This is a genomic window from Acinetobacter sp. GD03645 (genome assembly GCF_029845285.1).
GTDB classification, from domain to species: domain Bacteria; phylum Pseudomonadota; class Gammaproteobacteria; order Pseudomonadales; family Moraxellaceae; genus Acinetobacter; species Acinetobacter corruptisaponis.
In genome coordinates this window covers 97,507-119,027 of record NZ_JAOCLL010000003.1, presented here as the reverse complement: position 1 = coordinate 119,027, position 21,521 = coordinate 97,507, and the positions used below count along the sequence as shown (strand labels likewise).

Here is a 21,521-nt window from a genome sequence, read left to right as displayed (position 1 = left end):
CCATTTTCTACCAAGGTGTTTTCTTCTGCCATTCAGGATCAAAACCAGAACATGCCTCAGCAACTTTTAAATAATCCGCATAGGTCTCAGCCAACAACACAGGCGGAACATCTGCCAGATTCATCCCACTGTCACGCCAAGAACGCACATTTTTTTTCTCAAAACTCAGGTCATACAAGACCGCTGCAAGATTTTCTTCTGGTACATAACTACCACTAAAACGAATCACAGCAGATAAACCAATCTGGCTAAAGGGCTTAAAGTAACTATCAAAGGAACCGCCATCTTCAATCGAGGCACGTTGATAACCCAACTTGGTGATCACACCACGTAAGGTGAAAGTATCGGTCAACCAGCCTTTACGATCTTCAATCATCTCAGCCTGTGCTTCAAAAACTGGAAGCTGGTGTGTCATTTGTTCAAACAGAAACTTCTCTTTATAGTCTTTAAAATGTGCTTGCCATGCCTCAGCATCTTGAGCACTGATCAGAACCACATGCGCAATTTTGATCTGGCTATCTGCCGACAATTCAATTTCATCATCTTCCAGATTTAACAAACTGCCATCATCACTTGGGCGGAAGCTTTGTAAAACTTCACCATCAATAGAAATTTCCAACCAAACCAAACGTTGAATCAAACGCTTCATAATCGGATGTGCAAACAGGTATTCTTGCCAGTCTGCACTGCTCCAGACACGTTCACTACACATCGCTTCGTATAAACGCTGTGTCTGCAAATCAATGACCTGCTTAAATTCTTTCTTACTGCTGCTAAATAATGCTTTGGCTTCTTTAATTAAGCTCTCATCATCGCCTTGTCGTGCAGCAGGCAGGCTTTTGATGATCTTGCCATCTTCATTCTTCAGTACAAATTTATCTTTTTCATCCACATAAGCAGTCAGAATCCGTGAACCATATTCTAAACTCAGTACACCTGCATCATCCAAGCCCGCGGTTGGAATGGTACGATCTGCCAACTCATCACTGCTCCATTGATTACGCTCAGCAATTTGCTCAACCAGTTGTTTTGCCAGATTCTGAACCGATGCAGTACGGTAACGACGTGAAAGGCTGAGTAGCAATTGAATCATAAGTGGATCATCACTGACCGAAAAACTACTCAACATTGCTTCAATTTGCGCACGACGTTGATAGTGTTGCTTCATATAATCCTGCAACAATTTCACCGCAACACTGCCCTGTGTTTTAAAGGTGAGTGCCAACATACCTTTGCTTTTTATTGCAGAGCCTAGATAGATCGCTAGACGTTCGCGTTTAATTTCCTCAACCACTTCTTCTAACGTGATGTGCTCATAACGCCCATAGTACTCTGGGTACTTTTGTCCCCAACGCTTAAATGAGTCCTGATAGGATGTCAACCGACTCGGTGCTTCTTTAGTTGCAACCTCCATCGCCTCTTCTAAAGTTGGATTACGTGTATCTTGGTAGATGAAGCTTTGTAGTAAATGTAGCGAAAGTGTTTGCTGACTCTTTTCATTAAGCAACCCCATATAACGCTGCAACAAGGCATTTGGAATCGGATCTTTTAATTTATCCGCTAAAATCACCCACCATTGAATAATTTTAGGATCAACTTGGCTGCCATCCTGCCATTGGGCTTGAGGTAAATGCTGTAAATCAAACCAGCTAAAGCTACTGACAATTTTACCTTTTAGCCCTTTTTCAGCATCTTTCAGCAAAGTCTCAGGTGAAAGATAGCCACTGATATCTTCCCCTAATTGCTCCAAAGCCGTCAGAATTGCCGCAATAACAACTTCTTTTTTCTCTTTTTTCAACAACTCATATAAGGCAGGTACAGCGGCTTGATGTTGTAAACGTGCCAACCATTCAATCGCGGTAATACGAATTTCCTGTTTACCATTTCCTAAGGCTTCAATTGCCCTTAAATGAATATCAGGTAATTTTTTCAAAACTTCCTGAGCATCGAAACGTAAACGTTTACCATCCCCTAAAGCAAACTCAAGCAATCGTGGAATAAACTGTTTTGGCAATTGTGGGAAACGTTGCAACACACCAATTGCATATAAAGCTTCAAAACTACGATAACGTGATTCACTTTTATCAGGTAATAAACCCAACGCTTCAGAAATAAAGTCTAAATGCTCCATGAAAAAAGGAGCAACCTTGTCATCATCTGCAATATAACTACTCAAGGTTTCATAGTAATAGTTTTCTAAATAACTCTCAGCGATCATTCGCGCAGGCTTTTCAAAACCAACCTGTTGCATCAACTGCTCAAGCTGACGTAACTCAAGATTTTCGTAATGATGTGGTTTTAGCAAACTATTGAATAAATCATTCCAGTTAATCCAGTTACGTCCGTGATAACTTAAACGTAGCGCATGTTCCAAGCCATACTCAGGCAAGTTTTGCAACTTATTCTGGTGGGTCAGGATATTATAGTGATGACCATGTATCTGGGTTCTTTTCTGACCATTAATTGTGGAAAACAACTGCTGGCTAATCTGCTCTATTTTGAGTTTTTGCAGCTCTTTGTAATTACTTTGTGCCCAGGTACTTTTATAGGATGCAGTCTTATTATCTTCTATTTCCTGCTCAGCACGCTGTCTGGCTTTTTCCAGTAATGCTTGATAATTTTCCACAATGATTGGGATAAAACTTTCTGGAATCTCCTGCGTTTCGATGGCTTTAATTTCAGGTAAGGTGTAATCAACCTCAACCACCTGCTGCAAGCTTTCAAGACGTTGTAAAGCAGCAATAATCAACACTTGCACCGATTTTAATTTTTCACTGTCTGCGGCTTGTTGCAAAATGTCTCGGTTTTGCTCACCCAGACGCGCCAGTAAATCCGCCGCAAAACTGCGCTGCTTGCTCTCACCATTCAACAGGAAATGTTGCAAGTATTGCTGACTTTCAGTTTGGTTAAGCTGTGACAATAATACCGTTGCCTGTTCACGAACTGTTTTGCTTGAACTGAGCGCAAGGATAATTATCAGCTCAGTTTGTTGTTGTAACAAGTCTGGATGCTGGGCAATAAACTCTAAAAAAATCCCCTGTGCTGCGGCAGATAGCTTCGGTAAAATCTCACGAATCTGTTCGGCATGTTCAGTAAAAAACGCAACACTATCTGATAACTTAAATAAAACATTAAGCTGATCATGATGATAGTTATTGACGCCATCTCGCTCAAACAGTGTTGCAATAAACCCCTCACTGTTATTTTCAGGCTCAGATAAATAAAGTTGTTTTAATACTGCTAGTGTCCAAAGATCACGATGTGATTTTTTCTGGCGATCATCAAAACTTTGATGGTTAAAACTGATTAATAAACCATCTACCAAAACATAGCTAAACCACACAGGGGTTTGTTTGGACAATTGAGAGTAATTTCGTTGTTGAGTGGCTGCTTCCAAGAATTTGCCATAACGGATAATTTGTTCACTGTTGAGTTTTGAAAAAATATTGATATACAGTTTATAACGTGCGTTTTGAGAGGCTTTGCATAATTTCTCCTGAGCTTTGGTCAGTTCTGAAGAGGGCCAAAACCAGCCATAGGTGCCAGGACTGCCCAACAATGCGCAGGCTTTATCTGTCGCTTGTTGTTGTAAGGCCAGTAAAACCTCAGGATTTTGTCCATTTACAACATAGTTTAAAACCTGATTGGGCAATGATGCATCCACCTCTGCCAAAGGTTCAACAATTGTGCTGAGCAAAGCTAGGGTTTCTGACTCCAGCGTATTCTGCCCTTGCGGATTGATCAACTGATTCACTTTATTCTTAATACTTTCAAACATGAAATAGCCTCTTATTTTCCCCAATTATTTACTTAATTCTTGATTTCATTTAAAAATCAATTTTAGATTTCTTTTAATGCCCAAATTCTACAACAATACATAACAACCCACTGAATATATTTTTGATGTTTTTATTATAAGGAAAGAGAAAGCAAATACAGCCCAAGATACAGCATAGTGCGACATTTTTTGTCGTACCACTCATCTTGCTTCACATAAAAAATGGCTACCTTAAAGTAGCCATTTTTTATTTAAGATGGATTACCAACTCACATTGACACGTCTATTTGGTGCCAAACACCCCACAAGCTGACTATTCACTTTATTACCTGCACATTGCTGATATAAATCAGTTTGACTATTGGCTTGAATCTGAATACGGTTAGCATCAACACCCTCACCGACCAATAATTTTGCAACTGTATTGGCACGTTGTGCTGATAATTGATGGTTATAGGCAAATTTACCCAATGGATCAGTAAATCCAGCAACCACAATTGGACCTGTTGAATTACTCTGGTTAATGCGCTGTGCAATTGACACAATTGAAGCCCGACCTTGCTCAATGGCATTTGCATTTGACTGATCAAAGGCGAAGAATACACTACCCGAATTAATACTATTCAAGTTTGTATTGGCGGGTACCTGATTATTCTCGCCCCAAGCCATCAAGCCCTCACATGCCTCGCCTTTCCAGGATAGTTTTTCTGACACATAGTTCTTGTCAAAATCAACACGAAGCTGGCAACGTAAATAATCCTGGCTATTGGGTTGACGAATATCCAGAACATAGTTCCAGGTTTTCACAAAGAATATACCCTCACTAAATTGAGGATTCCCCAATAAATGACGGATTTGGTCCTTGGTTAAACCTGTATCCAGACGTGCCACGTTATCGTACTCATAACGCTTTACCTGTTTTAAATAGCTCTTTTCTATGGCTGGGAATTTAATCTCTTCTTGCTGAACTGCTGTTACAGTTTCATCTGCATAAGTTGCCACTGAGAAACCAGCAAGAGCGGCCACCATCAAGCTTTGAATTGTTTTCTTCATCTCTTTACTCTCTTTAATTCTTGAGTAGGGAGAGCGAATGCCCTCCTCGCCAGTTTCTTAATTAATGACACCACTGATACCAATACGAATGCTTGGATCACCTTGAGATGCCGCAGCAACACCACCTGTGATTGACCAGCGCCCGTTGTCAGAAGTTTTACGCAAGGTCACACCAACTGCATTTTCACCACTGTGATACGCCGCGCCTGCTGCATAGGTATATTTACCTGGAACAAATGGTGCAGCTTCTAGCGCCATTGCCGCAGCAATACCTGCATTTGCTTTTTTCTCTACATTATCAATACGTTGATTGGTGTCGTAGAACACCTGCTGTAACTGGTCACCCAGGTTATTAATTCGGTTGCCCAACTCATGGTTTGACTGGTTCAATGTTCCAATCGCATCATTGATGTTGTTTTTACCAGTGCCACCAATATTGTTGGTGGTAATGCTACCATCTGAATTTACAGAAGTTTCACCACCAATGCTGTTCTTGATACCGTTCGAGATGTTATGGATCTGACCACCATTCACCGCTTGGTTAGAACCAGCCTTGATCTCACCCTCTTTCACACCCTGTACAACACGGTCACCCTCTTTACCAGCCATATTGATACTTGTACCACCAGTATCTTTACCTATAGTAATTTCACCATTTGGTGTTTGCTGTTGAATCAGACCAGATTTCCCATTGTTGATGTTATTAATATTGCTCTGGATATTTTGAATATCATTCGAGTTCTGATCGACCTGTTTCTGAACATTCCATAGTTGACCACCATTCACCGCATCTTTAGAACCTTGCTCAACCTTACCATCAGCAACATTCTTTAGGTTTGTACCTGTATCGCCACCACCCAAAGTCACAGAGTTTTTATCAACATTGCCATTTTTATCCTTGTCATACTTCACAGCATGATCAGACAAATCACCAATCTCTTTACCAACCAGATCTTTAACATCATTAATCTGCTTATCAAGCTGACCTTTGTTTACTGCATCTTTTGCATCAACACCATCAGCAACATTAATAATTCTCTTACCGCCAGCATCAATACCATTAATGGTCATGCTTGGACCATCTTTGATGGTGAGACCATTGTTGTTTAATACGCTGTCGCCAGTGGTAATGCTGTCAAACTTCGCATCTTTCAACAATTCAATCTTGATGCCATCTTCTGTGGTACGTGTAATCACGTTCTCACCGCTGGTCTTGTCTTCTGCTGTTGTAGCATCAGCTCCACCGATAATGTTTAACTTGTCGCCCAACTTACGATGAACATCTGCACCTGCATTACCAGCAAAGTTCAGACCTTTATTGGTCAGATCATTCACACCATTAGTGACTTTGACATCTACTGACTTGATTGCATCATTGATATTGTCTTTACCTGTTCCACCAATGTTATTGGTCGTAATGCTACCGTCTTTATTAACAGTCGTATTGCCACCGATGCTGTTCTTGATGCTGTCAGAGATATTCTGAATCTGACCACCATTTACTGCATCTTTAGAACCATTAGTAATTGAACCATCGGCAACGTTAGTAATAACCTTGTTACCTGCATTGATGCCATCTTTAGTGATGCTTGGACCATCTTTGATGGTTAAGCCATTGTTGTTTACTACAGTGTCGCCAGTGGTGATGCTGTCAAACTTCGCATCTTTCAACAATTCAATCTTGATGCCATCTTCTGTGGTACGTGTAATAACGTTCTCACCGCTGGTCTTGTCCTCTGCTGTATTCGCATCAGCTCCACCAATGATATTTAACTTATCACCCAACTTACGATGTACATCAGCACCTGCATTACCTGCAAAGTTCAGACCTTTATTGGTCAGGTCATTCACACCCGTAGTGACTTTATCATCGACTGACTTAATTGCATCATTAATGTTGTCTTTTCCTGTTCCACCAATGCTATTGGTCGTAATGCTGCCATCTTTATTAACAGTCGTATTGCCACCGATGCTGTTCTTGATGCTGTCAGAGATATTCTGAATCTGACCACCATTTACTGCATCTTTAGAACCATTAGTAATTGAACCATCGGCAACGTTAGTAATAACCTTGTTACCTGCATTGATGCCATCTTTAGTGATGCTTGGACCATCTTTGATGGTTAAGCCATTGTTGTTTACTACAGTGTCGCCAGTGGTGATGCTGTCAAACTTCGCATCTTTCAACAATTCAATCTTGATGCCATCTTCTGTGGTACGTGTAATCACGTTTTCACCGCTGGTCTTGTCTTCTGCTGTTGCTGCATCAGCTCCACCAATGATATTTAACTTATCACCCAATTTACGATGAACGTCAGTACCTGCATTACCTGCAAAGTTTAGACCCTTGTTTTCCAACTCGCTCTTGGTGTTGTCAATCTTGGTATTCAGTTCTGTTTTGGTGTTGGTGATCGTGTTGTTTAACTCAGTTTTCGTATCGGTAATTTGAGTCGTTAACTGATCTTTGGTGTCATTTAACTTGTTGTTGGTGTCCGTAATTTGTTTACCCAAATCTTTCTTCGCATCATCTAACTTGGTGTTGGTATCAGTAATCTTGCCATCCAGACCATCTTTGACCTTGGTTAGCTGGTCAACATTCACCGCATCTTTACCATTTACACCATCCGCAACATTGGTAATGACTTTATTGCCTGCATTGATGCCATCTTTGGTGATGCTTGGACCATCTTTAATGGTTAAGCCCTTGTTGTTTACTACAGTATCACCAGTGGTAATGCTGTCGAACTTCGCATCTTTCAACAGTTCAATCTTGATACCATCTTCTGTGGTACGTGTGATAACGTTTTCACCGCTGGTCTTGTCTTCTGATGTTGCAGCATCAGCTCCACCGACGATGTTTAATTTGTCACCCAAGTTACGATGAACATCTGCACCTGCATTACCAGCAAAGTTCAAGCCCTTGTTTTCCAACTCGGTCTTGGTGTTATTGATCGTGTTATTTAACTCAGTTTTGGTATCTGTAATCTGATTGGTTAACTGATCTTTAGTGTCATTTAACTTGTTGTTAGTGTCCGTGATCTGGTTACCCAAATCTGTTTTGGCATCATTCAGATTTTTGTTGGTATCAATAATTTGATTACCTAAATCCGTTTTGGTGTCATCTAATTTTTGATTTAGGTTGGTAATGTTTTGGGTATTATTACTAATATTTTGCGTGTTTTGATTCACACGACTATCAACATTCTTAAGCTGACGTACTGTCACTGCATCTGAATCAGCAGCACCATCTTCAACATTGGTAATACGGCGTTCCTTACCAATAGAGCCCACAGAAACAACACCATTTGACATTGATGCATCACGGTTGGTTAGGAAAGAGTTTCCTGTTGTTTCTGTAGCAACCGCATCTTGCCCCAATGCAACACTATTGTCTACTTCAACCCTACTGCGTGCACCTAAGGCTACACCACCAGTAACCATTGACTGTGCACCTTGACCGACAGCAACTGCATTTTCCTGATCTGCAACTGCGCCTCCACCAATTGCAGCAGCGTTTTTACCTGTAGCTTTTGCACCACCACCCACAGCAGCAGCATTTTCATTTGTTGCTTCAGCACCTTTACCAATAGCAGCAGTATTATCTCCAGTTGCTTGTGCGCCACTACCAATCGCCGCGGCACTGTTTCCTGTTGCCTTGGCTCCCTCACCTGGTTTGTTGCCAGAACCAATTGCCGTTGAGTTCGTACCAGAAGCAAGCGAATTGATTCCCATCGCCGATGCACCATCACCTGTTGCCTGTGCAACAGCACCAAATGCCGCAGCGCCTTTACCAGAAGCATTTGACATAACGCCAAAAGCGGATGAGGCATCCCCAGTCGCCTTGGAGGTCATACCAAATGCTGAGGAAAACGCACCTGTTGCAACAGCCTGGCTTCCCACAGCAGAAGAGCCATGACTTGCCTCAGTACTTGGATAACGTCCAGCCTGTAACTTACCACCTGTAATCTCAGTATATTTTTGGCTTAAATCAGTATCTCTGGCAATCTTATCAACATCATCCCCACCAATCGCAACAGACGAATTACCCAATGCGCGTGTGTTTGAACCCAATGCGACAGACTGGTCACCTGTTGCCCTGGCATCCGCACCAATTGCAACACTCTGCGCACTGTAACCATTATTTCCAGTACCCGATTGTGTGGTTGCAGCACGTCCGATAGCGATTGAATCCGTATTAGGCGCGCAAGCATTTGCCCCTAATGCAATACTGTTGGAAGATTTACGTGTACCGCCAGGATTATTTACGCCGCCATCACGCTCTGTTGAACAGTCAATGCTGGTTGAGCCGCCATTTTGTTCATAGCCCGCAAATGCCGTGGAAGAAAAACTAATCATCCCAACCAGAACAGCAGTAGATAAACTAAAAATTTTTGACTTGGTTTTGGTTTTACTTTTTGCAATTTCAGATGTTGCGACCCATGCTCCAATTGATGCATTCCAAACCACTTTATACACTTTGTTCATAAAAATTCTCGGATTATTACTACAGTTATTGATGGTCTAAAAATGCAGTGAAGCATTTTTAGTTGTGCCGCTAAAAATTGTGCGCATGCTAGTTAAATAATGAAAATTGGTAAATAACCGAGCAAAATCCCACACTTAAAAATGAGATATAATTCTCATTTTTACAAAAAACAAGTAAATTAATTGTTTGAATTAAATCAAATAATATTCGTTTATTTTCTTTTGTTATCTTTTGTTTTTATTTTATAAATAAAGTGAAAAATAGAATAATAACTCTAGTCTTTTATCGTTTTTTATGCTGAAAAAAGACATTAAACAAAATTTTTTAAATATAGAAATAAGACGAAAAATAGAACCAAATGGAAAAATAAAAGTTTAATTCCAACAACAAATCTGACCATTACACCATGAGTATATTCAGGAACTTTCCCAGAAAATCGAGTATTATTCTTCAAAAGAAAATCATTTTTAAATGTTATGAACCAGCCTTTAAATCCATTGAGAAAACAGCTCCGCCTAAAAAGAAGACTTATTTCTCCTACGGAGCATAAACAAGCTGAACAACAGGTTTTAAATCGACTCAGATATTCGCCACAGTTCAAGTCAGCCCAGAAAATTGGTCTGTATTTACATGCCTTTGGTGAAGTGCATACCCGAAAAATCATCCAGTTCTGTTTTCAAAAAAACAAGCAGGTCTATCTGCCCATGATCTGTAATATGAACCAAAACCTGGTATGGGTAAAAATCAGCTCCAATCAATATTTAAATAAACGTTTTTCACACCATCCTCTCGGTATGAAAGAACCAATGGCAACGCGTGGGCAGCATGTTTCCACCCTGGATTTACTGATTATGCCTTTATTGGCCTGTGACCAGCTTGGAACAAGAATCGGCATGGGAGGTGGATTTTATGACCGTACTTTGGCAACTGCCCCACATCGCCCTTTTCGGCTGGGACTCGCCCATTCCTTTCAATATATAAATGAACCTTTATTCAGGCAAAAATGGGATCAACCTTTGGATGCCCTATTTACACCAACACAGAAATATTACTTCAAACGTTAAATGCATCATCTATATATGCTTTTGCCCAAATCCCAACCAATTTAGTCTTTTTTTTATATTTTCTAACTAAAAACCCTTGTAATTTTAAAAATGCACTTCACTATAAAAAACATGGCAACACCGTTGTCACTCATTAGGAGTGCCCATGTCTGAATATATTTTAAATAATGAAACAAGCTTAGAGCCACAGGTTCCAAGTGTATTACCACTATTAGCGCTACGTGATGTTGTGGTTTATCCGCACATGCAGATCGCGCTATTCGTGGGTCGTGAAAAATCGATCAATGCAGTGGATGTGGCTCGTAACGGTGACAATTTAGTATTTGTAGTTGCGCAAAAAGATTCGCTTACAGAAGAAATTGATCACGATAACCTCTATCAATATGGAACCGTGGCTAAAATCGTACAGGTCGTCAATCATGAAAATGATGAAAACTGCATTAAGGTACTGATCGAAGGCCTGCATCGTTCGAAACTGGAACGCATTATTGATGGGGAAGAGTATTTAACAGCTGAACATCATTTAAGCCCGATTACCGTTCCTTTGGATCATGAAGCCCAAGAAACCCGCTTAAATGAATTGCGTACCCTATTCGCCCAATATGCGGAAGCGAAACTGCGTAATGCGCGTGAACTGATTGCAGCGGCAAATAAAATCGAGGACCTGTTACAACTGATGTTCTTCGTTGCGACCCGTGTGCCTTTAAACATTGAAGTAAAACAAAAGTTTTTAGAACATGACGAGTTTGAAGCGCATTTGCAGGAACTGATGAGCTACTTGATGAATCAATCTGCTGAACAGCAAATTGAACAAACCCTACATGACAGCGTTAAACGTCAAATGGAAAAGAACCAGCGTGAATACTTTCTAAATGAAAAAATGAAAGTCATTCAACGTGAGCTTTCCGACATGAATGGTGGTGCTGAGGATGATGTTGCGGAAATCGAGAAACGTCTTGCTGAAGCAGATTTGCCTGAGCACGTACGCAAAAAAGCTGAAGCTGAGTTCCGTAAACTCAAGGCAATGCAACCTGCATCCAGTGAAGCAGCCGTTGTTCGTAACTATCTGGAAGTGATTTTAGATACGCCTTGGAATAAGGCCAGCAAGGTCAGCATTAACCTGGCTAAAGCGCAGGAAATTCTCGATACCGATCATTATGGCTTAGATGATGTTAAAGATCGTATTGTTGAATATCTGGCAGTTCAGTCGCGTGTGAAAAAACTCAAAGGTCCGATCCTTTGTTTAGTTGGTCCTCCAGGTGTGGGTAAAACCTCTCTTGGTGAATCAGTTGCAAAAGCGACTGGTCGTGAGTTTGTCCGTATGGCCCTCGGTGGTGTACGTGACGAAGCTGAAATTCGTGGTCACCGTCGTACCTATATCGGTGCGATGCCAGGTAAAATTGTGCAGTCATTGACCAAAGTCGGCGTGAAGAACCCATTGTTCTTATTCGACGAAATTGACAAGATGGCACAGGACTACCGTGGCGATCCTGCTTCAGCATTGCTTGAAGTACTCGATCCATCACAGAACAGTAAGTTCAACGATCATTACCTTGATCTTGACCTAGATCTTTCGGAAGTGATGTTCATCTGTACAGCCAACAGCATGAATATTCCTGAGGCCTTGCTGGACCGTATGGAAGTGATTCGTCTTCCTGGTTATACCGAAGATGAGAAAGTGAACATTGCTGAACGTTACCTTGTTCCGAAAGCAATCAAGAACAATGGCCTACGTGCTAAAGAACTGACTGTTCATGAAGAAGCGATCCGTGACATCGTGCAACGTTACACCCGTGAAGCAGGTGTCCGTAGCCTAGAGCGTGAAGTGTCTAAAATTGCACGTAAAGTTGTGAAAGAGGCGGTGAGCAAGAAGTCTAAAAACCTACAGGTTGATGTGACTTCTGCAAATCTTCCAGAATATCTGGGTCCACACAAGTTTGACTTTGGTGTTGCTGAAGATGAAGCACAAGTCGGTCGTGTCAATGGCCTGGCTTGGACTTCAGTGGGTGGTGAGTTACTGACCATTGAAGTTGCAGCCGTAAAAGGTAAAGGTAAATTCATTACCACAGGTTCACTCGGTGATGTAATGAAAGAATCGATTACCGCAGCAATGACTGTTGTTCGTACACGTGCGGATGAACTGGGAATTGAATCATCTCGTTTCGATGAAACTGATGTCCACGTTCACTTACCTGAAGGTGCAACACCAAAAGATGGCCCATCGGCTGGTTTGGCACTGACCACTGCCCTTGTATCGGCATTTACAGGTATTCCGATTCGTCCAGACATTGCCATGACAGGTGAAACAAGTCTTGGTGGTCGTGCGATGCGTATTGGTGGCTTGAAAGAAAAACTTCTTGCGGCACACCGTGGTGGAATCAAGCTGGTCTTCATTCCACAGGATAATGTCCGTGACTTGGCTGAGATTCCAGACAATGTTAAGGAAGGCTTGGAAATCAAGGCTGTGAAAAGCATTGATGAAATCCTACCTTTAGCTTTGACGGATACCCCTAAACCTTTGCCAAAAACACCAATTGTAAAACCAGTGGAAGAAGCAAAGGCTGCACGTCACTAATCCTTGAAAAAATTAAAGAGAGCTTCGGCTCTCTTTTTTTGTTACATATTTTGGTTGAAAAATAACCAGTATATTGCATAATGAAATGGAGTCGATAAAACAAAGGCCAAACTTGACTCATGAACTCATTTTAGTGCCATCTGAACTCCAGACAGATGGCTCTTTGATCGCAGCTCATACGCATGTTGAGCTGCGTTTTTTATGGAGAGAATAATCCGCTATTTTGTATCTTTTATGACAAGATAAACCGTTTACACCACCCTATAATTTTCAGCAGCATTTATAATGCGCTGAATGTGTCGATTTAAACAATCCTATGAAAATTCGTATTCTCACCATTGGTCAAAAAATGCCTGCCTGGGTACTTACTGGATTTGAAGATTACTTCAAACGCATCCAGCCCTTTGTACAGACTCAGGTGATTGAGCTGCCTATGGCGAAACGTGGGAAAAATGACTCTGAGGCAGATATCCTAAAATACTGTCAAATTGAGGGTGAGAGTATTTTGAATGCCCTCAGGCCAAATGAGACATTGATCGCTTTAGAAGTAGACGGGCGCGAACTCAGCACTGAAAAGCTGGCAGATACCATGAAGCAATGGATGCTAGAGGGCAACGACATCGCACTTGCCATTGGTGGCCCAGATGGACATTCCGAAGCGGTACGCAAGGCCGCGGCCTGGCACTGGTCATTGTCCAAGCTCACCATGCCCCATCCCATGGTGCGTATCTTGCTTATTGAACAACTGTATCGTGCGATGAGCATTAACCATAACCATCCTTATCATCGGGCATAGCGCTATAGTTGTTCTGATTTTAGAACAATATATTGAAGTTTAGGTAGTGTCATTCCTTTAAAGAATTTGTCACGATAATCAGGTCTCTCCAATCAGGTGCGCTGTTATGAACTTGCAAACTTTACCAGGGTTATTTATCTCTCATGGTTCGCCAATGCTCGCACTTGATCCTGAGCAGGTTGGTCCTGCCCTATACCGCCTAAGCACCAATCTGCCAAAGCCCAAGGCCATTGTGGTGATGTCAGCGCATTGGGAAAGTCAGGCGCTGGAAGTCAGCACCTCCACTCGACCACAAACCTGGCACGACTTTCGTGGCTTCCCACCTGAACTGTATCAGATTCATTACCCTGCGGCGGGCGCACCAAAGTTGGCCGAGGAAATACTGAGTCTATTTGCAGAGGCAGATATTGCGGCCCACGCAAACAGCACCCGTCCACGCGATCACGGCGTATGGATGCCGTTGTTACATATGTATCCAGATGCAGATATTCCTGTGGTTGAAATTTCCCTGCCTATTCACATGAATGCGGATGAAATTTATAAAATCGGGCAAACGCTTGCACCATTACGCGATCAGCAAATCCTGTTAATTGGTTCAGGCAGTATCACCCACAATCTCGCTGAGCTGTCATGGCACAACCCTACAGATGTGCCGACCTGGGCAAGTACATTCAGGAATGCAGTGGTGAGCAAATTGACACACCAGAACTATGATGCGGTACTGGATTGGCCATCCTTACCCTATGTCCAGCGCAACCATCCCACGCTTGAACATTTTGCCCCACTATTTTTTGCTATGGGGACAGGCCATCGTTTTAATATTGTGCACAGCAGCTTTTCAATGGGTTCATTGGGCATGGATATTTATCGGTTTGATTAAAATTTCATATCATAAAAAGGGACGATCATCATCGTCCCGCCCATAAGGCCATAATTGCTGGAATATTACAAATAAATACATTTAGCAAACTGAATACCTAAACGTACTACATGCTCTTTTTTTAAGAATACTTTAAGCTTAAGACTGTTATTTATTTACTGTCGTTTTGAACATGAAAATCAAATATTTAGTTCTTGCCTTACTTCCACTTTCCCTAATGGCCTGCCAATCAGTACAAAATGTAACTGACAGTGTAATTACACAAATGAATACAACAGCCGTAAAAAACCTCACAGAATATAACTGGACTTATCAAGCATCCAAGGCTTCAAAACCATTGGTTTTAACTTTCAATGACAATCAACAACTGACAATTTTAACTGGCTGTAATGGTCAAGGCGGTACTTGGAAAGTTGAGGGTAACAGCATTGTGACCTCTCCACTGGTGTCCACCATGATGGCATGTGCTGATGACCTGATGCAGCAGGAACATTTATCTTCTGATATTTTCAGTGAAAAGCGTATTCCCTTTGAAATCAGTACGGTCAATGGGCAGGCCATCCTGACGGTCACTGATAGCAAAGGTCAAAAGCATATCTTCACGGGAAGCAAAATGACTGATCGCAACATATTAACCAACTATACATGGTCATATCAGCCTGCTAACACCAAAAAACCGATCGTTCTTAGCTTTAGCAAAGACCGCTTATCTGTAGATTCAGGCTGTAACCGCCAAGGGACCACATGGAAAGTCGAAAATGATTTAATCATTACAGGTGATATGTTTTCTACTCAAATGGCATGCGAACCTGCATTGATGAAGCAGGAACAATTTACCGCAGATCTTCTGCAAAAGCGTGAAATCTCGTTTAATGTAAATACCAGCAATCCTGACCAACCAAGTCTAGTCATTAGCGACACCAAAGGCCAGAAATACACGTTCATTGGCACAATGACACCTGAAGCGAAATATCAATCTGAGGGTAAAACAGTTTTTCTGGAAATTTCACCTGAAACCAAGTCTTGTGTTGGTGTCGCGCCAATGACCTGCATGCAGGTTCGTGAAATTAAATATGATGACAAGGGCATCAAAACCTACGCGGACAAAGACTGGTCATTGTACTATGGTCAAATCGAGGGCTTTAAACACAACCCAGAGCAGCGTGTTATTGTACGTGTGAAGCGTTTTGAAATTAAAAACCCAGCCGCGGACCAGTCCAGTCAGGCAGATGTATTGGATATGGTGGTTGAGCAAGAGTTGGTGAAAAAACCATAAACCCATACCATAAATAAAAAATCCGATGCTTTTAACATCGGATTTTTTATGGAAAGTCTTTCTTTATTAAAGAGGGATTTTTAATAAATGCCCTGACCTAGAATTGCGTCAGCCACTTTTACAAATCCTGCAATGTTGGCACCATCCACATAATTAATGCTTCCATCTTCCTGCGTACCATATTTCACACAGTTGCGATGGATTTCTTTCATGATCGCATGCAGCCGCTCATCCACTTCCTCAAATGACCAACCCAAACGATTGGCGTTCTGCGACATTTCCAGACCTGACGTTGCCACACCACCCGCGTTAGAGGCTTTACCTGGCGCATAGAGGATTTTTGCCTCAACAAACTTCTCTACCGCGTCCAATGTAGATGGCATATTCGCACCTTCAGCCACACAGATGACCCCGTTAGCCAAAAGAATTTCAGCATCTTCACCATTCAACTCATTTTGTGTCGCACATGGCAAGGCAATATCAGCACGAATATGCCAAGGTGTTTTACCCTCAAAATATTCAAAACCATGTTTAGAGGCAAACTCTGAAATACGACCACGTTTTACGTTTTTCAGTTCCATCACTTCATCCAGAAGCGCCTTGCTAAAACCATTCTTCAAATAGACCGTACCATTTGAATCAGACAGGGTCACCACTTTTGCACCCAGGAACATGGCCTTTTCTGCCGCATATTGCGCCACATTGCCTGAACCAGAAATGGAAACCGTTTTACCCGCGAAACTGTCGCCACGAGTTTTCAGCATTTCCTCGGCAAAGTACACCGTACCATAACCTGTTGCCTCTGGACGCGCCAATGAACCACCAAACGAGATTCCTTTACCCGTAAACACGCACGAGGTGTCATTGCTGAGTTTTTTCATCATGCCCGTCATATAGCCAACTTCGCGGCCACCTACACCAATATCACCTGCTGGAATATCAGTGTTTGATCCTAAATGACGGTACAACTCAAGCATCAAGGCCTGGCAGAAACGCATAATCTCGGCATCAGACTTTCCTTTCGGATCAAAGTCAGATCCGCCCTTGCCCCCGCCCATTGGCAATGTGGTCAGTGCATTTTTAAAGGTTTGCTCAAAACCCAAAAACTTCAGGATAGACAGGTTCACTGAAGGGTGAAAACGCATTCCCCCTTTAAATGGCCCAATTGCCGAATTGTACTGTACACGAAACGCGCGGTTCACATGGGTTTCACCCTGATCATCCATCCATGAAACACGGAACTGAATCACCCGTTCAGGTTCAACCAAACGCTCTAATAAGCCATATTGAGCATACTTGGGGTTCTTCTCAATGAAAGGCCATAAACTCATCATTACCTCTTCCACAGCTTGCAGAAACTCTGGTTGATGTGGATCACGAGCTTTAACATAATCCAGGAAGTCGCTTAGGCTACTGTATTTCAATGTTTGACCCTCAAGTCGAATGATTCATAAAAGTGCAAAAAACGCACCAAAATAGTTTAACGCACCTATTTAATACTTATTTTTTTTAATTCACAATATTTTTTTCAATCATATTATTTTTAATTTTTATAAATCAAATATTTAAATAATAAAAATAACGAACATTCCTATAAAAAATACCATGTATCATTTTAGTGCATTATTTAATATATTAAAGAATTTCAATTAATTAAAAAAAACAAGAAAGATATGATTTTTTGCAGGATTGCTTGGTTAAAGTGCAATATTCGCACCATTTTTTATCAACATCCAACGCTTTAAGCCAACTGTTGTTTCCAGTTGTTCACCGCCAACACCATCTATTTTTTGTTATACTATTCCGTCCCATTTTGTTTCCCCTGTTGTTATGTCCCTGTCCCCACCACATTCCCTGATTGTCCAGATAGACCAGCTTTTACCACAGACACAGTGTGGTTTATGTGGGCATCGTGATGGATGTTTACCCTACGCACGATCCATTGCCGAGGGTGAAGATGCGAACAAATGTGTTCCAGGTGGACAGCCTGTTGCGGATGCGCTTGCCGCACTGTTACAGCGCCCACAATTGACTGCCGAACCAAGTGTCTGGGAAATACAGGCAGATGGTCGCCCACAGCAAATGAAAGCGGTGATCCGTGAAGATGAATGTATTGGCTGTACCAAATGTATCAGCGCATGTCCTGTAGATGCCATCATCGGCAGTGGCAAACTCATGCATACGGTACTGGCGGATCTGTGTACAGGCTGTGAACTATGCATCCCACCTTGTCCAGTTGACTGTATTGACCTAGTTGCCGACATCAAGCCACTGCCAACCCGAGAACAGCGCGTCAAGGAACAGGATGAATTAAGGCATCGTTACTATGCCCATATCCAGCGTGAAGAAAAACGCCGCCTGAATCGTAAGGGCCCGATTGTACGGGCTGAAATTGATACCGAGTTGTTTGCCCAGTTCTCACAGGCACTCAATAATGTGCCTGTGATTACACTGGCAGACAAACCCAAAGAAAGCACCCCAGTTGATGCAAAAACCACGATTGAACTGGCTAAAATCCGCACCCAGATCAAGAAGCTGGAAAAACAGTTAAGCGTACGGGCCGATGAACAGAAACAGGTGCAGTTGCTTAGCCTACAACAACGTTTAAATGAATTGCAGGAAGTCTAAATGCCCGTTAAAAATATGACCAAAAAGCAAATTCAGGTTTTCTTTGAACGCTTGCGTGAACAGCGCCCCGATCCCCGTACAGAGCTGAACTATTCATCGCCATTTGAACTGCTGATTGCGGTGATGCTTTCAGCACAGGCAACCGATGTCAGTGTAAACAAGGCAACCGATAAACTCTATCCCGTGGCAAATACAGCCCAAGCCATCCTTAATCTTGGTGTCGAGGGGCTCAAGGCATATATCAAGACCATTGGGCTCTATAATGCCAAGGCTGAAAATGTGATTAAAACCTGCCAGATTTTGGTTGATCAATATCAGGGACAAGTACCTGAAACACGTCAACAGCTTGAAGCACTGCCAGGTGTGGGCCGTAAAACAGCAAATGTGGTGCTGAATACCGCATTTGGACAGCCGACTATGGCGGTGGACACCCATATTTTTCGAGTGGGAAACCGTACAGGTTTAGCCGTTGGAAAGAATGTGTTAGAGGTTGAGCATCGTCTGGTTAAGGTGATCCCGAAAGAATTCATTTTGGATGCCCATCACTGGCTGATTCTACATGGCCGTTATTGCTGTATCGCCCGTAAGCCGAAATGTTTTGAATGTGTGGTTGCAGATGTCTGCAACTGGCCTGACCGCTTTGAGTTTGGTGCAAGCAAGACCATTGCAATAAAAGACCTCAGTTAATCCTGAGGTTTTTTATCCTGCCGCAATTTTGGATGTAGCTGACGCGATTTTCCATTCTGCCGATTTTCCAGTGCCTGCTGTTTTTGCACATGGCGCAGCATTTTTTGGCTCTGGTACGCCAGAAACAAGAGTAAAGCCAAACTTAAGACCACTACCAAAATAAGAACCACTTTTAGCACAAGCTTTCTCCCAAATAAAAAGAGCCCTATTCAGAGCCCTTTCATCATTCGCAATTCAGGTTATTTATCCAGAATCGCAAACAGGTCTTTTTGTACATCATCAATGGCACGCAGACCATTCAACTTATCATAAGTCGGTGCATTCTCACCAGAAGCGGCACGCCCCTGATAGAAACCAACCAGTTGCTCAGTTTCGCTATGGTAAGACGCAAGACGCTTACGAATGGTCTCTTCCTGATCATCTGGACGCTGTACCAGCTCCTCACCTGTTTCGTCATCCTTACCTTCCACTTTTGGCGGATTGTAAACCAGGTGGTAAACACGACCAGACGCTGGGTGCTGACGGCGGCCAGAAAGACGCTGAACGATTTCTTCGTCAGGCACATCAATTTCGATCACATGGTCAATGCTGATACCCGCAGTTTCCAGAGCCTCAGCCTGTGGAATCGTACGTGGGAAACCGTCAAAAATACAACCATTTTCACAGTCAGGCTGGGCAATACGCTCCTTGACCAAACCAATAATCAATTCGTCTGAAACCAAACCACCTGACTCCATGACGCTTTTCGCCTTTAAGCCTAGTTCAGTACCTTCACGAATTGCAGCGCGGAGCATATCACCGGTTGAAATTTGTGGGACATTGTAGCGCTTACAGATCAACTGAGCTTGAGTACCTTTGCCTGCCCCAGGTGGTCCGAGTAAAATAATGCGCATAAAGAACATCCTCATTTAAAAACAATAAATCTTAAATTGAGCAATATCATACAGCCTTATTGCCCAACCAACATCAAATTAATTATAAGAAAGCAACAAATAAGTGAATTAAACCAGCAAAGAAACCAGTTACACCACCCAGTACAATCAAGATCCACTCATCTTCCTGAAACGCAGGACGCAATAAATTCTGGAATTCTTTCGGCGTTAGTTCACGGATACGGTCCCTAAACATTTGAAAGATTTTTTGTGCGCGGCTGGCGTTCAAGGCTGGGTCACATACAGGTCCCATGGTAATTTCAATTGAGCGATCAATCAAGTCGGTCTTGAGTCTAGCATATTCCCTAGGGCCAAGTGAAAGCTGCAATGATGTACGCACCAGTGGCGTTTCCATAATTTCATTGATATGACGCTTGACAATACGACGGGTCTTGTCCTTTTTACTGCCATACATCATTTCAGTCATGATGGATTTTAGGGTAATCAGGTCCTCGGTCACCACACTGGCAAACACATCAGAAACCTCTTCCTGACGCTTCATGAACGCACCCTGAACATTATAGGTGCCAATCTTCAACACAGGCACAATCCACGGGAACGTACGGTCTTTGGTTAAACGGAAAATCTGTGGATAGCGGATATAATGTGGTTCGATCGGATTGAACACCATCCAGATCGCAATCCAGTTGGTCAGGAAACCCCAGATGGCAGCCCAGAACGGAACAGTCCAGTGCCAAGGCACCACAAACCAGACAATCATCTGGAACACACCAAAAAACATCCCAATCAACGCACTGATATGCCAAATAAAGTTGATTTCCTTTTGCCCCACTTTCAGGAACATCCGCACCATCAAACGGCGGTCACCCTCCATCTGGCTCACCACCATTTCACGCATGTCAACCAGTGACTCAACGTTCATGGTCAGCTCAGTCACCAGTTCCCTTAATGTATTGGGTAACTGTTTATGTGCCTGTGCATAAATACGGCGCTTGATTGAATAAGGCAGGTTTTCCCACAACACCGCATTACGGTCAATCATGACCTCATCAATCAGGTGTTCAAGTTCAAAACCAACCTGCTCACCAATGATGTTTGCCATATCCTCAGGGTCCATCGCTTCCAGAAACTCTCGCAATGAACCTAATTTTGATAGGGTATTGTCAGTAATGATGCCTGAAATACGTCCTGCTTTACGCGGCACAATCCCTTGCCAACCTACAGGTAATGGTCCTAAATGGAATCCCCAGAAATTAATTGGGTAAAACACCATTTTCAAAGCCATCCACACGTGTGCCCATGTTACAAAGGCAGTCACTGGAATGATACTTAAGACTGCCAGATGGTCAGGTCGATTTAAGAAAATCTGCCACAATTCATTGACGTAATCAAACATGCATGACTC

General features: G+C 42.4%; 13 protein-coding genes and 1 pseudogene. 7 read left to right on the top strand and 7 right to left on the bottom strand.

The features are described 5' to 3' along the window. Positions 1 to 7: 7 nt before the first annotated feature. The 3 genes and pseudogenes from N5J47_RS03245 to N5J47_RS03235 form a co-directional block, all read right to left on the bottom strand. The gene (locus tag N5J47_RS03245; protein WP_279959244.1) at positions 8 to 3,778 is read right to left on the bottom strand and encodes a DUF4132 domain-containing protein; all 3,771 of its coding nucleotides are present in this window, start codon (positions 3,776 to 3,778) and stop codon (positions 8 to 10) included. A gap of 261 nt (positions 3,779 to 4,039) precedes the next feature. Next, a complete protein-coding gene (locus N5J47_RS03240) occupies positions 4,040 to 4,831 on the bottom strand; it encodes an OmpA family protein (RefSeq protein WP_279959245.1) in 792 nt (263 codons plus the stop codon). Between the two features lie 57 nt (positions 4,832 to 4,888). After that, positions 4,889 to 9,304, bottom strand: a pseudogene (locus N5J47_RS03235) (ESPR-type extended signal peptide-containing protein); the annotation flags it as partial. Positions 9,305 to 9,793: 489 nt separating this feature from the next. Between N5J47_RS03235 and N5J47_RS03230 the strand changes: the two are divergent. The 5 genes from N5J47_RS03230 (at position 9,794) to N5J47_RS03210 (ending at position 15,908) form a co-directional block, all read left to right on the top strand. Beyond that, positions 9,794 to 10,381, top strand: a complete 588-nt coding sequence (locus N5J47_RS03230; RefSeq protein WP_279959246.1) for a 5-formyltetrahydrofolate cyclo-ligase — start codon at positions 9,794 to 9,796, stop codon at positions 10,379 to 10,381. A gap of 145 nt (positions 10,382 to 10,526) precedes the next feature. Then, the gene (gene lon / locus N5J47_RS03225; RefSeq protein WP_279959247.1) at positions 10,527 to 12,956 is read left to right on the top strand and encodes an endopeptidase La; all 2,430 of its coding nucleotides are present in this window, start codon (positions 10,527 to 10,529) and stop codon (positions 12,954 to 12,956) included. Positions 12,957 to 13,272: 316 nt separating this feature from the next. Further along, complete coding sequence (gene rlmH / locus N5J47_RS03220) at positions 13,273 to 13,752, top strand: 23S rRNA (pseudouridine(1915)-N(3))-methyltransferase RlmH (protein WP_279959248.1); 480 nt, start codon at positions 13,273 to 13,275, stop codon at positions 13,750 to 13,752. Positions 13,753 to 13,858: 106 nt separating this feature from the next. Beyond that, entirely contained in the window at positions 13,859 to 14,632 is a 774-nt protein-coding gene (locus tag N5J47_RS03215) for a class III extradiol ring-cleavage dioxygenase (protein ID WP_279959249.1), read from the top strand. 172 nt (positions 14,633 to 14,804) lie between these two features. Further along, the gene (locus N5J47_RS03210; RefSeq protein WP_279959250.1) at positions 14,805 to 15,908 is read left to right on the top strand and encodes an META and DUF4377 domain-containing protein; all 1,104 of its coding nucleotides are present in this window, start codon (positions 14,805 to 14,807) and stop codon (positions 15,906 to 15,908) included. An 80-nt stretch (positions 15,909 to 15,988) separates the two neighbouring features. Here the strand turns inward: N5J47_RS03210 and gdhA are convergent, their stop codons facing one another. After that, complete coding sequence (gene gdhA, locus N5J47_RS03205) at positions 15,989 to 17,332, bottom strand: NADP-specific glutamate dehydrogenase (protein ID WP_004776793.1); 1,344 nt, start codon at positions 17,330 to 17,332, stop codon at positions 15,989 to 15,991. A gap of 412 nt (positions 17,333 to 17,744) precedes the next feature. On the opposite strand from gdhA, the gene N5J47_RS03200 reads away from it, so the two are divergent. Together N5J47_RS03200 and nth are read left to right on the top strand one after the other, a co-directional pair. After that, entirely contained in the window at positions 17,745 to 18,536 is a 792-nt protein-coding gene (locus tag N5J47_RS03200; RefSeq protein WP_279959314.1) for an RnfABCDGE type electron transport complex subunit B, read from the top strand. After that, positions 18,537 to 19,223 carry an endonuclease III gene (gene nth, locus N5J47_RS03195; protein WP_279959251.1) on the top strand — a complete coding sequence of 229 codons (687 nt, stop codon included), beginning with the start codon at positions 18,537 to 18,539 and terminating at the stop codon, positions 19,221 to 19,223. It abuts the gene before it with no gap. Here nth and N5J47_RS03190 read toward each other — a convergent pair. The 3 genes from N5J47_RS03190 to N5J47_RS03180 all read right to left on the bottom strand — a co-directional run bounded on the left by N5J47_RS03190 (position 19,220) and on the right by N5J47_RS03180 (position 21,512). Continuing rightward, a complete protein-coding gene (locus N5J47_RS03190) occupies positions 19,220 to 19,402 on the bottom strand; it encodes a hypothetical protein (protein ID WP_279959252.1) in 183 nt (60 codons plus the stop codon). The genes nth and N5J47_RS03190 overlap by 4 nt on opposite strands. Before the next feature lie 60 nt (positions 19,403 to 19,462). Next, positions 19,463 to 20,116 carry an adenylate kinase gene (gene adk, locus N5J47_RS03185; protein WP_267980963.1) on the bottom strand — a complete coding sequence of 218 codons (654 nt, stop codon included), beginning with the start codon at positions 20,114 to 20,116 and terminating at the stop codon, positions 19,463 to 19,465. Positions 20,117 to 20,198: 82 nt separating this feature from the next. Continuing rightward, positions 20,199 to 21,512 (bottom strand): hypothetical protein, encoded by a 1,314-nt coding sequence (locus tag N5J47_RS03180; protein WP_267980964.1) that lies wholly within the window; start codon positions 21,510 to 21,512, stop codon positions 20,199 to 20,201. Between the last annotated feature and the right edge of the window lie 9 nt (positions 21,513 to 21,521).